This window comes from Mesorhizobium sp. WSM4806 (assembly GCF_055811635.1).
The window spans coordinates 159197-173311 of record NZ_JBVVQZ010000002.1 but is presented as its reverse complement, the minus strand read 5'-3'; the positions used below and the strand labels follow the sequence as shown (position 1 = coordinate 173311).

The 14115-nt window shown below is 64.6% G+C and carries 11 protein-coding genes and 1 pseudogene; 6 read left to right on the top strand and 6 right to left on the bottom strand.

Annotated features, from left to right (window positions below):
- Positions 1–197: 197 nt before the first annotated feature.
- Positions 198–650: an Lrp/AsnC family transcriptional regulator gene (locus tag AC0L2M_RS03515; protein ID WP_023803583.1), complete on the bottom strand. Its 453-nt coding sequence runs from the start codon at positions 648–650 to the stop codon at positions 198–200.
- A 162-nt stretch (positions 651–812) separates the two neighbouring features.
- Here AC0L2M_RS03515 and putA point away from each other — a divergent pair, with 162 nt between their 5' ends.
- Positions 813–4424, top strand: a complete 3612-nt coding sequence (gene putA, locus AC0L2M_RS03510; RefSeq protein ID WP_473534049.1) for a bifunctional proline dehydrogenase/L-glutamate gamma-semialdehyde dehydrogenase PutA — start codon at positions 813–815, stop codon at positions 4422–4424.
- Between the two features lie 366 nt (positions 4425–4790).
- Here putA and hmuQ read toward each other — a convergent pair whose 3' ends face one another.
- The 4 genes from hmuQ to AC0L2M_RS03490 all read right to left on the bottom strand — a co-directional run bounded on the left by hmuQ (position 4791) and on the right by AC0L2M_RS03490 (position 8837).
- Positions 4791–5105: a heme-degrading protein HmuQ gene (hmuQ, locus tag AC0L2M_RS03505; protein ID WP_473534048.1), complete on the bottom strand. Its 315-nt coding sequence runs from the start codon at positions 5103–5105 to the stop codon at positions 4791–4793.
- 68 nt (positions 5106–5173) lie between these two features.
- Positions 5174–6331, bottom strand: a complete 1158-nt coding sequence (locus AC0L2M_RS03500) for an energy transducer TonB family protein (protein WP_473534047.1) — start codon at positions 6329–6331, stop codon at positions 5174–5176.
- Positions 6247–6690 (bottom strand): hypothetical protein, encoded by a 444-nt coding sequence (locus AC0L2M_RS03495; RefSeq protein WP_236376692.1) that lies wholly within the window; start codon positions 6688–6690, stop codon positions 6247–6249. The genes AC0L2M_RS03500 and AC0L2M_RS03495 overlap by 85 nt, the downstream gene beginning before the upstream one ends.
- Before the next feature lie 5 nt (positions 6691–6695).
- On the bottom strand, positions 6696–8837 hold the full coding sequence (locus tag AC0L2M_RS03490) for a TonB-dependent hemoglobin/transferrin/lactoferrin family receptor (RefSeq protein WP_473534046.1): 2142 nt from the start codon (positions 8835–8837) through the stop codon (positions 6696–6698).
- Positions 8838–9136: 299 nt separating this feature from the next.
- On the opposite strand from AC0L2M_RS03490, the gene hemP reads away from it, so the two are divergent.
- The 5 genes and pseudogenes from hemP to AC0L2M_RS03465 all read left to right on the top strand — a co-directional run bounded on the left by hemP (position 9137) and on the right by AC0L2M_RS03465 (position 13323).
- Entirely contained in the window at positions 9137–9358 is a 222-nt protein-coding gene (gene hemP / locus AC0L2M_RS03485; protein WP_023803590.1) for a hemin uptake protein HemP, read from the top strand.
- Between the two features lie 11 nt (positions 9359–9369).
- Complete coding sequence (locus AC0L2M_RS03480; protein ID WP_473534045.1) at positions 9370–10449, top strand: hemin-degrading factor; 1080 nt, start codon at positions 9370–9372, stop codon at positions 10447–10449.
- A gap of 47 nt (positions 10450–10496) precedes the next feature.
- A pseudogene (locus AC0L2M_RS03475) lies at positions 10497–11362 on the top strand (heme/hemin ABC transporter substrate-binding protein).
- An 11-nt stretch (positions 11363–11373) separates the two neighbouring features.
- Positions 11374–12474, top strand: coding sequence for a FecCD family ABC transporter permease (locus tag AC0L2M_RS03470; protein WP_419693602.1), 1101 nt, complete (start codon positions 11374–11376; stop codon positions 12472–12474).
- Between the two features lie 60 nt (positions 12475–12534).
- The gene (locus AC0L2M_RS03465) at positions 12535–13323 is read left to right on the top strand and encodes a heme ABC transporter ATP-binding protein (protein WP_473534044.1); all 789 of its coding nucleotides are present in this window, start codon (positions 12535–12537) and stop codon (positions 13321–13323) included.
- 264 nt (positions 13324–13587) lie between these two features.
- On the opposite strand, the gene rirA is transcribed toward AC0L2M_RS03465, so the two are convergent.
- Positions 13588–14049: an iron-responsive transcriptional regulator RirA gene (gene rirA, locus AC0L2M_RS03460; RefSeq protein WP_023803595.1), complete on the bottom strand. Its 462-nt coding sequence runs from the start codon at positions 14047–14049 to the stop codon at positions 13588–13590.
- Positions 14050–14115 lie beyond the last annotated feature (66 nt).

Genomic DNA, 14115 nt, shown 5'->3' with positions numbered 1-14115 from the left:
ATCCTTCGCGCCCCCCTCTGTCCTGCCGGACATCTCCCCCACGAGTGGGGAGATTGGCTGCCCCTCGGCTTTCGCCAATTTTCAACATTCAAGAAAAGGGGTACTGTCGCCGAAGCCGCCGATCTCCCCCAAGTGGGGAGATGTCCGGCAGGACAGAGGGGGCGCTGTCCCGCCGACGTCAATGCATCAGCGCTTTACTACCGGTCCTTGACCGTCTCCATCGCCACGAAGGTCGAGGTCTGGGCGACGTGGGGCAGAGCGGAGATGCGCTCGCCAAGCACGCGGCGGTAGGCGGCGATGTCGGTGGTGCGGACCTTCAGCAGATAGTCGAAGCTCGACGCCATCATGTGGCATTGCTCGATCTCCGGCACCGCTTGCACGGCGCGGTTGAAGGCGTCGAGCGCGGCCGAGCGGGTGTCCGACAGTTTCACCTGGACGAAGGCGACATGGCCTTCGCCCATCCGCTCACGGTCGACGATCGCCTGGTAGCCTCGGATGATGCCGTCCTTTTCCAGCCGCTTGACCCGCGCCTGCACCGGCGTCTTCGACAGGCCGACCTTTGCCGCGAGTTCCGACATCGAAAGCCGGCCGTCGCTGCCCAGCGCCGAAAGGATGTTCCTGTCGATGCGGTCCAATTGGTCTTCTGTCATCAAATATCTGGTCAAATTGGAGGAAATCCGCCCAAATGATAGATCAATCGACCTCTCCTGTCGATTTCTTTGGACCGATCGAAACCACGCTTTGTGCTAGCTTGCGTCATTCGGTCCGGTGACCGCCGGACCGCTCACTGATGCTCGCTCCACAGGACCGTCATGCCAGCGCTCGAAGCCATCCGCCAGCAGATCCGTGCCAATTACTTGCCTGACGAAGACGAGGCCGTGAAGCGGTTGGCCGAGGCGACGGGCCTTTCGACGAAAGAGCGCAAGGCAATCTCGGCCCGCGCCGCCGATCTGGTGCGGGCGGTGCGCGGCTCGTCCGATCCGCGGCTGATGGAAGTCTTTTTGTCCGCTTACGGCCTGTCCACCAAGGAGGGCGTCGCGCTGATGTGCCTGGCCGAAGCGCTGCTGCGGGTGCCGGACACCGAGACGATGGACGACCTCATCGCCGACAAGATCGCGCCGCACGACTGGTCGGCGCATTCGGGCGGCTCGAGCTCGATCTTCGTCAATGCGTCGACCTGGGCGCTGATGCTGACCGGCCGGGTGCTCGATGAAGGCGAGGACGGCATCGAAGGCACGCTGCGCGCCATGGTGCGCCGGCTGGGCGAGCCGGTCATCCGCAGGGCGGTCGCCGCCGCCATGCGCGAAATGGGCGAGCAGTTCGTGCTCGGCCGCACGATTGCCGAGGCCGTCAAGCGCGGCCGGCCGATGACCCAGAAAGGCTATCTCTATTCCTTCGACATGCTGGGCGAAGCGGCTCGCACCGAGGCCGACGCACTGCGCTATCTCAAGGCCTATGCCGACGCCATCTCGTCGCTCGATGCCGGCGCCAACGGCCCCGACATCCGCCAGAATCACGGCATCTCGGTCAAGCTGTCGGCGCTGCATCCGCGCTACGAGGCGACGCAGAAGGAAAAGATGCTGCCTGTGATGGCCGAGCGGCTTTTGTCGCTGGCGCTGGCGGCGCGCCATTCGCGCATGGGTCTCAACATCGACGCCGAGGAGGCCGACCGCCTCGACCTGTCGCTCGAAATCATCGAGCGGGTGCTGGCCGAGCCGGAGCTCGCCGGCTGGAACGGCTTTGGCGTCGTCGTCCAGGCCTACGGTCCACGCGCCGCCTTCGTCATCGACTGGCTCTATGCGCTGGCGAAGAAGCACGACCGCACCATCATGGTGCGGCTGGTCAAGGGCGCTTATTGGGACACCGAGATCAAGCGGGCGCAGGCGCTCGGGCTCGACGGCTATCCGGTGTTCACCCGCAAGGCCAACACCGATGTGTCCTATCTGGCCTGCGCGAAAAAGCTGCTGTCGATGACCGACCGCATCTATCCGCAATTCGCCACCCACAACGCCCACACCGTCGCCGCCGTCCTGTCGATGGCCGGCGATCGCGACTCCTTCGAGTTCCAGCGCCTGCACGGCATGGGCGAGGCACTGCACGAGACGGTGCGGCGGGCCGAGGGCACGCGCTGCCGCATCTATGCCCCGGTCGGCGCGCATTCCGACCTGCTTGCCTATCTGGTCCGCCGGCTGCTCGAAAACGGCGCCAACTCCTCCTTCGTCCACCAACTCACCGACGAGGAGGTCGAGCCGGAGGATATTGCCCGCGACCCGCTCGAAACCGTCGAGAAACAGAGGCCGGCCGCCAATCCGGCGATTCCCAGCCCGTCGGCGATCTTCGGTGCTGCCCGCCGCAATTCGAAGGGGTTCGACATCACCGATCCGGTGACGCTGGCCGCGATCGACAAGGCCAGGGCTGAATTCGCCGGGCCGGACCGCTGGCACGCCAGGCCGATCACCCGTGCCGCCGGCTACGGCAATCAGCGTCCGGTGGTCAATCCGGCAAAGCCCGAGGAAGTGGTCGGCACGGTCAGCGAGGCTACCGCCAAACAGGTTGCGACCGCCATGCGCATCGCCATGGAGGCGCAACCGGCCTGGGCGAAGCGCGCCGTCGCCGAGCGCGCCGCCATCCTCAACCGCGCGGCCGACCTCTATGAGGCCAACGCCATCGAATTCTTCGCGCTCGCCACACGCGAGGCCGGCAAATCCCTGGCCGACGGCGTCGCTGAGGTGCGCGAGGCGGTCGATTTCCTGCGCTATTACGCGATCGAGGCGGCCAATGCCGAAACGGGAACTGAGGCGCGCGGCGTGATCGCGTGCATCTCGCCATGGAATTTTCCGCTCGCCATCTTCACCGGCCAGATTGCGGCAGCACTCGTCACCGGCAATTCGGTCATCGCCAAGCCGGCCGAGCAAACGCCGCTGATTGCCTTCCGTGCGGTCGAATTGCTGCGCGAAGCCGGCGTGCCGGAAGACGTCATCCAGCTTCTGCCCGGCGACGGTCCCTCGGTCGGCGGCCCGCTGACCGCCGATCCGCGCATTGCCGGCGTCTGCTTCACCGGCTCGACCGACGTCGCCAAGCTGATCGAGAAGCAGCTGGCCGAGACTGCCGCGCCCGACGCCATGCTGATCGCCGAGACCGGCGGGTTGAATGCGATGATCGTCGATTCCACTGCGCTGCCCGAGCAGGCGGTGCGCGACATCCTGGCCTCGGCCTTCCAGAGCGCCGGCCAGCGCTGCTCGGCGCTGCGCGTGCTCTACGTGCAGAAGGACGTCGAGAAGAAGATGCTGGACATGCTGAAAGGCGCGATGGAAGCGCTCAGCGTCGGCGATCCCTGGCGGATCTCGACCGATGTCGGGCCAGTCATCGACGAGGAGGCACAAAAATCGATCCGCGACTATTGCACCGACATGGGCCTGCAAGGCCGGCTGATCGCCAAGCTCGAAGCGCCGAAGCCGGGCCGCTTCGTGGCGCCGCATGTGTTTCGGGTTAAGGGCATCGAGGACATCGAGCGCGAGGTGTTCGGGCCGGTGCTGCATGTCGCCAGCTTCGACGCCGACGATATCGACGGGGTCATCGCCGCGATCAACCGCAAGGGTTATGGCCTGACCTTCGGCCTGCACACCCGCATCGAAGGCCGCGCCCAGCATTTCGTCGACGGCATCCATGCCGGCAACATCTATGTCAACCGCAACCAGATCGGCGCCGTGGTCGGCTCTCAGCCGTTCGGCGGCGAAGGACTTTCCGGTACCGGGCCGAAGGCCGGCGGGCCGCACTATCTCAGGCGGTTCCGCAAGGGGCCGCAGGCGGGCACGCCTGTTCTTGACGGCCGCAAGGTGACGGCGACCGAACTTGCCGACAATCTGCCGGACCCGACGCTTGGCGGCTGGTCGACGCGGGCGGATCGGGTGGCGGTGCTGAGGAAGCATTTGCGCGGCAAGGGTGCTGCGGCCATCGGTGCTGCCGCAAGCATCGATTTCGGCCAGGTCGATTTGCCCGGACCGACCGGCGAGGCCAACACGCTGTCGCTGTCGCCGCGCGGCCGCGTGCTCTGCCTCGGACCGGACGCCGACACGCTGCTTGCCCAGACCATCCAGGCGCTCGCCGCCGGCAATGCGGTGCTGGCCGTCGCGCCGGGTGCGCCGGCAGCACTGTCATCACTGACCGGCAAAGGCCTGCCGCTGGCGGCCATTGACGGCCGGCCCGACCCGGTCGAGGCACGCGCGCTGCGTGTCGACGTCGTTGCCTTTTCCGGCACGCCTGAGGCCGCTCGCATCGTGCGCAAGGTGATCGCCGATCGCGCCGGCCCGATCGTGCCGCTGGTCAGCGAAGTGCTCAACCCGGCCGCCTATGCGCATGAGCGCGCCGTCTGCGTCGACACCACGGCTGCCGGCGGCAATGCCAGCCTGCTGGCCGCGGCGTAAGGGACGGCCGGGGCTTTCCTGCATTCCCACGATTGGCGAAGGCCGATCTCCCCCCTCGTGGGGGAGATGTCCGGCAGGACAGAGGGGGGCGTGAAGGATCGCCGGCTTTGCTTTTTTCTGCCCGCCATGCGCCGAAGGTTGCGGTCTGAAATTGATCCAGTTGTACGCGTCAAGTTCTGCGAAAAGAGTGATGGTAGGAGCAGGCATGCCTTTGATCAGCAGGCCGGCGGGACAGCGCCCCCTCTGCCCTGCCGGGCATCTCCCCCACAAGGGGGGAGATTGGCAGCTTCGCCGACGGCGCCCTATTCCGTCAGGCGCCGATCGTTCGGCAAAAGCCCAAGGGAACCATGGGTCGCCTGAGACTACTCACGCGCCCTCGACGACCGAAAAGACCTCGAACTGCGGATGGCCGAGATAGTGCACCTTGGTGGAGCCGGCGTTGCGGTGCGCGGCGCGGAAGTTCTCGGATTTGGTCCAGGCGACGAAATCCTCATGGCTCGCCCACACCGTGTGCGAAGCGAACAGCGTGTAACCTTCGGCCTCGTTGACCGGACCACGCAGCAGATGAAATTCCTTGAAACCTTTCATTTCGGACAGGCTGGAATCACGGTTCTTCCAGATGTCCTCGAAAGCGGCTTCCGAGCCATTCTGGACCTTGAAGCGATTCATGGCGATGTACATTGGCCGTCCTTCCGGGATTGCGAATTATGATGCTTGGTGGATTGCCTGAAACGATGAGGCCCAGGCTGTTAAAATGGACCGATCCGCGCTTTAAACACCCAACTTGACTTGCCGGTTTCGCTTGGAATGGGAGGGAACGGCGCCTGCTTGCGCACCAGTGTTAAAGCGAATTGGTCAAGCTCCGCAGAACCTGAGCTTTCGGCAAGCTGTATATCGCTGATGCTGCCGTCGGCCATGACAACGAAAACGACCCTGGCATTGTTGCGAGCGCTGGCCTGTATCGCTTTCGAAACACGACGGTTGGCGCGGGCGAGCTTCTTCTGGACTTCACCGCTGTAGCGGGATTCAATCGCATTGCCTGCCGCCGCCTGCTCCTTGCCCTTGCTGGAAGCCACCGCGGTGCGTTCCTCGCCATCCGCCGCGCCGCGGGCCTCGTTCGTTTCGTCGGCTCCGCCAGGACCTGGTGTCGGGCTCGGCCTTGGCGTCGGGATCGGCGGCTGTCCGATATCGGCAGGAGCGGCCTCGGTGCTTTCGGCCGGAGCAGCCGGCTCTGCCGGCGTTTCGATCTTCGGAACCACGCTCTGCTCGTCCAGCCGTGGGGTTTCGGCCATCAGCATGTCTGGCGTGGCAGTGGGTTGCTCGACAATCTGCGGCAAGGGCGCGGGGGGTTGCACCGCCATTTCCCTAATGGGCCGGTCCCCGGTGGGCCGGTCGGCAGGCGGCTTGGGCTTGACCTCGGGCTTGGCTGGCCGCGGGTCGGGCACCAGGGTGACGTTCAACGCACCCTGACTATCCAAGGCGCTGCCGACCACGTCGGCGCCGGTTTGATCGGCGCCTTCCACCTCGATTGCGTCCCCGGCATCAAACGTGCCGGCAGGTGCGAAGAGAAAAGCAGCCGCCACCGCGGCATGAAACAGGCAGGAGGCGACGATCGCCGCCGTCCATTTGGGGCTCAAGGCTGGCGGTCGGGCGGCCGGCGCAAGCGTTCCGGTCGGCGCAAGCGCCAGTTCGCCATCGGCGTCGGGGAGGGGAATGATTTTCTGCATGGCTCGCGACGAGACCTGCCGCGACCAGCGCGGACTTGTCAAATCAACATCATTTGCCCCCAGCGGCAACAGGTCGGCCAGCGCGGGCTGCCTTCTCAGACCCCGAAGGCGATACCGGTCTTGGTCTCGGTCTTCAGTCCACGCATGCAAGCGTCCGGCTTGATGCCGGTGCCGGCGCATTCGGTCGAGCTGTTGATCAGCACGCGGCTGACCTTGGCGCAGTCGGCGCCGGCAAGATCGAAACGCGTCACCTTGGTCTTGCCCGCCGGCAGGTCCTTGAAGTCGAGCACCGTCAGCCGGTCGACGACGCCGGCCTCGTTGAACAGCGCGATCTCGAACGCCGCTTTCGAGAGGTCGGCGCCGAGCGTGTTATTGACCACGAACGTCAGACGGCAGCCCTTTTCGGAGGCCTGCGCGCCATTGAGCTCAAGCGTGAGAGCAGGGGCCGGCGCAGACTGTTGCGCCCACGCCGGACCCATCGCAAGCGGCATGGCCAGCACCGAGGTCAGCAGGCGAAGCGATGCCGTCAAGCTTGTCATTGTCGTCAGCCTCCAAATCGCATTGTCGCCGCCAGCTTGAGCGTGACGCCGGGCTCGTAAACTACAACAGTGGCTGGTGCATTCAACGGGTTGGTGTATTTGACGTCGAACAAATTGTCGGCACGGAAGTCGACCTTGAGATTGTCGGTCGCCTGGTAGCTGGCGAAGGCGTTGACTAGCGTATAGTCCCTGGCCACCGGATTGCCCTTCGGCTTACCATTATACTGCACCTCGCCGCCGACGGTCAGCTTGTCCTCCAGAAAGCGGAAGCCGAGCTGCCCGGTGACCTGCGAAGAGGGGATGGTGACAAGGTCTGCCCGCTCGCCGTCGTAGGAGATGGTGTGGCCATCGATGATCGATGCGGAAAGCCCGGCGAAACCCCAGCCGGCGTCATAGACGCCTTCCATTTCAAAGCCGCGGATCCTGGCTTCTGCAAAGTTCTGGTACTGGAAGCAGATCGGGATGCCGGGGCCGAACGGGCAGCCGCTGGTCGGATCGAAGGCCGATAGCGTGACGCCTTCGATGTAGTCGTCGACCTCGTTGTTGAAGTAGGCCGCCTTGAAACGAAACGCGTCGCCGGCTTCGAGGATGTCGTCGTGCTTGTAGTTGACACCGAATTCGACGGTCTTGCCGGTTTCAGGCTTCAGATCGGGATTGGGGAGGAAGGGAAAGCTGACGCCTGCCGGATGGTTGCCGCTGATGAGGGTTTCCGACAGCGACGGGGAGCGATATCCCTCGGCATAGGTGCCGTAGAATTGCAGTCCCGCAAGGCTGGCGGTTTCGAACGGCGAGACGCCGACGGTGATGCGCGGCGACAGCCGGTCGCCGGAGGTTTCGCCGACATCGCTTTCGAGCTTGTAGCTGTCGTAACGCAGGCCGGCGATGATTTCGAGCCAGTCCCAGGTGAGCTTGTCCTGGATGTAGGTGCCGGAAACGTTTCTGTTGCCCGAAGGGGTATAGAAACTGGCGCCGCCCGCGGCGCCACCGGTCTCGACGTCGTCGCCAACCCAGTCGCCGCCATAGGTCAGTTCGTGCGCAATGCCGGCGGTCTCGAACCGCGAGGTGTTCCAGATGTCGATGCCCGAAGTGCCGACATCGAAGGTCGACATCGAGCCCGCCGGCAGGACGATGGGAAGACCGGTGACTGGATCAAAGCGGTTTTGCGGAACCAGGCTCGTCATCTCCATGTTGGTCTTGTTGTAGGACGCGTTGACGTGGAGATCGAGCCAGCTCTTGTCTTCATCGGTGATGTTGTAGCGCGCCGTGAAGGTATTCGCCTCCAGGTCGACGTCATTCACCAGCGTGCCGCCGCTGACCTCGTTCCAGCCGTCGCTCGTGCCATTCCAGCCCAGCTTCAGTTCGCTGTTTTCGTTGGGGCGGATGGTTGTCTTCAGCAGACCGCTCAAAACGTCGAAGCCGGTGCCGTCGACCGTATCGCCGCCGCCATCCTTGTAGTCGTCGTAGTCGCGATAGACGATGTTGCCGAGGACATCCCAGTTTTCGTTGAAACGGTAGGCGCCGGCAGCGCTGGTCGTCCAGCCTTCGCCATTGCTCTCATAGCGCCCGGCCGCGGCCGCCGCCCATGTCTCGCCGTCGCGAAGATAGTCGTCCGCGTCCTTGGTCTCGAACAGGACGACGCCGCCAATGGTGCCCGAGCCGTAGGTGTTGGCGACCGGGCCGCGAATGACGTCGACGGATTTGATGAGTTCCGGGTCGATATAGAAGGTCGATTGCGGGCCGTGGTCGGAGCGCTGGAAATTCTGCCGCGCACCGTCGACGATGACCGCGACGCGGCCGAAATCCTGCAAGCCACGGATGTTGATGCTGGAGGAGACGCGCCTTGCGTCGGCCTGGACCGCTACACCCGGCACACCCAACAGCATGTCGTTGGGCGTCGTCGCCATGCGGCGTTGCAATTGCTCCTGATCGACATGGCTGACCGAAGCCAGGGAATCGATCGCCGTCTCGCCGGTGCGGCTGACGACCAGGATCTGGTCGAGCAGCGTTGCGCCTGCCGCGGCCGGCTGTTCAGGCGCCTGCGCCTGTTCGGCCTGCTGCCGATCTGTTGCAGTTTGGGCGGCCTGTTGAGCATTGGCCGACGGGGTAAGCAAAGCGATCGCCGCAGCGCCCGCCAGCAATGCCGCCATGCCCGTTGCCATCGATCGATGCGCCGGACCTCTATGCCCCGGATCTGGGCTGCTATTCGCCAGACCCAGCCGTCCCCAATTCCCCAACCCCATGCCCCAACTCCAAAAATCCTGGTTCGATGCTGGCCGGCTTGACGCGCCGGCATTTTTCGTCGTGTCCGGCTTCTTAAATCTTGACTCATCTAGTCCGGTATTGCACTGACTAGTAAACATGAGTATTCAAGTCAAGAAATGAATCGGCATTTCACGCACCGCCGCGCCAGCCGACCAGGCCCGGCCCAGGAAAGGGATCGAACCAGATGAACACGCACAATCCCAAAGACTTTCGGCCCAATGACTTTCGCGATCGCGTCCGCCGTTCCGACGACAATTCAGCTCGTTTCGATCGGGTTGCGTTGACGGTGAGGACCCTGTCCAGCAACGCCTTGTTCCAGGGCGAGCACGAGATCGGCATCGAGCATCACGGAGCGCTCTACCGGCTAAAAATCACCCGCCAGGGCAAGCTCATCCTCAACAAGTAGGTAATAAAAATATGGACCAGCGCGTAAGGCCCGCGCCGCACGAGATCCGGCGGGCGCGGGCAGACAATCCGAAGACGCGCGAGCGCGATCTCGCCGCCCAGCTTGGCGTTTCGGAGGCCGAGCTGGTCGCCGCGCATTGCGGCGACGGCGTCCTCCGCGTCGAGCCGCGCGTCAATGATCTTTTGACCGGCCTCGAGGCCGTCGGCGAGGTCATGGCGCTGACGCGCAATGAAAGCGCCGTGCACGAGAAGATCGGCGTCTACGACAAGGTCGTGACCGGCAACCACAATGCCATGGTGCTCGGCGAGAACATCGACCTGCGCATCTTCCCGAAAGCCTGGGCGCACGGCTTTGCCGTCGAAAAGCGCGACGGCGGCGATATCAGGCGCAGCCTGCAGTTCTTCGATGCGGCAGGCGAGGCGGTGCACAAGGTGCATCTGCGGCCGGCGTCGAACCTCTATGCCTATCAGAAGCTGGTGGCCGAGCTGGAATCGCCGAACCAGGAGTCGAGCGTCGCGATTTCAGAGGAAGGGTCGATTTCAGAAGGCGGGCCTGAAAGCGAGGCCGAGGTTTCCGCCGCTTCCGCTGACGTCGACGATCTGCGCGACCGCTGGAGCCGTCTGACCGACGTGCATCAGTTCTTCGGCATGCTGAAGACGCTGAAGCTCGACCGCCGCCAGGCGCTGCGAATGGTTGGCCAGGATTACGCCTGGCTGCTCGACCACGATGCCGTCAGCGCCATGTTCCATCATGCCGCCGAGGGCGAGATGCCGATCATGTGCTTTGTCGGCAATCGCGGCTGCATCCAGATCCATTCGGGCCCGATCAAGTCGATCAAGCCGATGGGGCCGTGGATCAACGTCTTGGACGAGACCTTCCACCTGCATCTGCGGACCGACCACATCCAAGAGGTCTGGGCCGTGCGCAAGCCGACCAAGGATGGCCATGTCACGTCTCTCGAGGCCTATGGCGCCGACGGCAAGATGATCATCCAGTTCTTCGGCAAGCGCCACGAAGGCGAAAGCGAGCGCGAGGACTGGCGGTTTCTGGCAGAGAACCTGCCGCGCATTCCAAGCCCGACCGCAGCCTAAGGACAACGACAATGGCTGCTTTGCTTGAACGGGCGCGTGTTTTTAGAATGGCGCTTGGGGCCACGATGTGCCTTTGCGTGGCCTTTGCGCTGCCGGCCCGCGCTGCCGAAGGCACGGAGGTTTTGCGGACCCGTCGAAGATAGCGGCCATTGGCGGTTCGATCACCGAGATCGTCTTTGCGCTCGGCGAGCAGGACCGGCTGGTCGCTCGCGATTCGACCAGCCGATATCCCGAAGCGGCGCTCAAGCTGCCTGACGTCGGCTACATGCGCCAGCTGTCGCCGGAAGGCGTCCTGTCGGTCAATCCGTCGGGCATCCTGGCGCTGCACGGCAGCGGGCCGAAGGAAACCGTCGACGTGCTGAAGAAGACGAGCATCCCGTTCATCGAGGTGCCCGAGCGCTACGACCACGAAGGCATTCTCGAAAAGATCCGTATCGTCGGCAAGGCGCTTGGCGCAGACGCCAAGGCCGATGCGCTGGCAGCCGAGATCGATGCCAAGCTGAAGGCCGCCGAAAAGCAGACGTCCGCGATCAAGGACCGCAAGCGCGTCCTGTTCGTTCTGTCAATGCGGGGCGGCAAGATCCTCGCTTCCGGCGGCGACACCGCGGCCGACGGCATCATCAGACTTTCGGGCGGCGTCAATGCGATCGACGGCTATTCCGGCTACAAGCAACTGTCCGACGAGGCTGTCATCACCGCCAGGCCCGACGTGATCCTGATGATGAACAATGCCGGCCCCGGCGTATCGGACGATGAATTGTTCGCGCACCCGTCCATCCGGTCGACACCGGCGGGCGCGGCGCGCAAGGTGGTCCGCATGGATGGCGGTTATCTGCTCGGCTTCGGGCCGCGCACCGCCGACGTCATCCACGACCTTGCCGCCTCGCTTTATGGCGGGCAGGCCGCGGACTGAGCGGGCGCCCGATGGTGGATCAATCGATCGCTGGTTCGAGCACTATGGCGACAGCATCCGACGGCGACCGCTCTGGGCGCGCGCGCATCGTCATCCTGGCTTTGTTCCTCGGACTTGCCGTTGCCGTCCTGTTGTCGCTGACCTCAGGCGCATCCGATGCCTCGGCCGTCAGCGTCGTCGGCGACTGGCTGTTGGGTGCAGCACCCGGCAACGAGGCGCTGAGCGCGCGCGACCGCCTGATCGTCTACGATATCCGCCTGCCGCGCGTCACGCTCGGTGTGCTGATCGGCGCAGCACTGGCCGTCTCCGGCGCGGTGATGCAAGGGCTGTTCCGCAACCCGCTGGCAGACCCCGGTCTCATCGGCGTTTCGGCCGGAGCGAGCCTCGGCGCGGTGTCCGTCATCGTGCTTGGCGCCACAGTGCTGGCGCCGATAACTTCGATGCTGGGCACACTCGCTCTGCCGCTGGCGGCGTTCTGCGGCGGGCTGGCGACGACATTGGTGCTTTATCAGGTGGCCACCCGGCGCGGCCAAACCTCGGTCGCCACCATGCTGCTCGCCGGCATCGCGCTGGCGGCCCTTGCCATGGCGCTGACTGGTATCCTGATCTTCATGGCCGACGACCGGCAGTTGCGCGACCTGACTTTTTGGCAGCTCGGCTCGCTCGCCGGCGCGACCTGGCAAAAAATCGGCTCCGTTGGGCCTGTGATCGTGCTGGCGCTGGCGGCGATGCCGTTCGTGGCGCGCGGCCTCAACGCGCTGGCGCTGGGCGAAGCCACCGCCGGCCATCTCGGCATTCCGGTTCAGCGGCTGAAATACACGGCCATCGTCGGCGTCTCGGCGGCGGTCGGGGCGTCTGTCGCCGTCAGCGGCGGCATCGGCTTTGTCGGCATCGTCGTGCCGCATCTGCTGCGCCTGGCCATCGGCCCGGACAATCGTTATCTGCTGCCGGCCTCGGCCCTGCTTGGCGCTTGCCTGCTGCTGCTAGCCGATGCCGTCGCCCGCACCATCGTGGCGCCGGCGGAACTGCCGATCGGAATCGTCACCGCGATCGCCGGCGCCCCGTTCTTCCTCTGGATCCTGCTGCGCAAGCGTGGCGTCGTTGACCTGTGAAGCGGGGGACCTGTGAAGAGGGGGACCTGTGAGAGGGCTTTTCATGAGCGAAGTGCGGGCATGATCGCAGCGCGGGATGTCTCGGTGGCGATCGGCGGCAAGGGCATCGTCGCCAATGTCGATTTTGACATGCGGCCCGGTGAGATCGCGGCCATCGTCGGTCCCAACGGTTCGGGCAAGACGACCTTCCTGAGGGCGCTGTCCGGCGATCTTGCCTATTCGGGAGAGGTCACCATCAACGGTCGCGACCTGTCGGTGATGAAGCCGGTCGAGGCCGCCATGCTGCGCGCGGTGCTGCCGCAGGCGACGACGCTGTCGTTTCCCTTCACGGTGCGCGAGATCGTCAGGCTTGGCCTGCTCGGCGGGCGCTCGGGCGCGCTGCCCGGCGAGGACGAGCGCCTGCCCGAACGGGCGCTGTCGCGCGTCGATCTCGACGGCTTTGCCGGCCGTTTCTACCAGGAGCTTTCGGGCGGCGAGCAGCAGCGCGTGCAGTTGGCCCGTGTGCTTTGCCAGGTCTGGGCGCCGGTCCTCGACGGCAAACCGCGCTATCTCTTCCTCGACGAGCCGGTTTCCAGCCTCGACATCAAGCACCAATTGATCATCATGAACATCGCCCGAGATTTCGCCAGGCGGGGCGGCGGCGTTGTCGCGATCCTGCATGACCTCAACTTGACGGCGATGTATGTCGACAGGATCTTTGTCATGCACCGCGGCAGGCTTGCCGCCACCGGCTCACCGCAGGACGTGCTGAGTGACGATCTGATCGAAAAAGTGTTCGATTGCCGGCTGCGGGTCGGCGTGCTGCCGGCCGGAGACATGCCGTTCGTGCTGCCGCAGTCAGCGGCTTAGGTCGGTCTGATAGTCAGCCGGGCTGCAACCAACGCGTTCCAACTTGCAGGGGTCGGCGCTGCCCCTCATCGCCCTGCCGGGCACTTCTCCCCGTATAGTGACGGGGAGAAGGGGCTGGCCGCAAAGCCGGCGCCCTTTTGCAACGCTGGCGATTGGCGAAATCATTGGCGGGAGCCTCCCTCTCCCCGTCACTATACGGGGAGAGGATGCCGGCAGGCAGGTGAGGGGCAGCGCAAGCGCTGTTCGGCTATGGCTCGACCCGGATCAGGCGGCCGGCGCCCTTTGCACCAGCATGTCGATGCCGAGCAGGTGGCGCACGTTCGGGCGCGCTGCCACCATGTCGGCGATCGTATAGCGCTCGAGCACGGCGAAGAAGGCATTGAGCGCCTCGCGCAGCGACGAATTCAGTGCGCAACTGTCGACCAGCGGACATTCGGCAGCGTCGTTCTCGAAGCATTCAGCCATGGCGAAGCTCTCTTCGGTCACGCGCACGACGTCGAACAATGTGATCGATTCGGCCGCGCGGCCGAGCCTGACGCCGCCGTTCCTGCCGCGCACCGTCTCGACCAGACCATGCTCGACCAAAGGCTGCAGGATCTTGAAGAGAAAAAGTTCAGACACCGAGTAGGCCGCCGCAATCTCCGGGATGCGGCTCAGCCGGTCGGTATTCGCGGCGCAATACATCAGGATGCGCATGGCGTAGTTGGTCTGGCGTGTCAGCCGCATTGTGTCCTCACGAAGCAGTAGCTCAACCCTAATATGGCCTATACCTTGGAATAATTCCAGACAAGC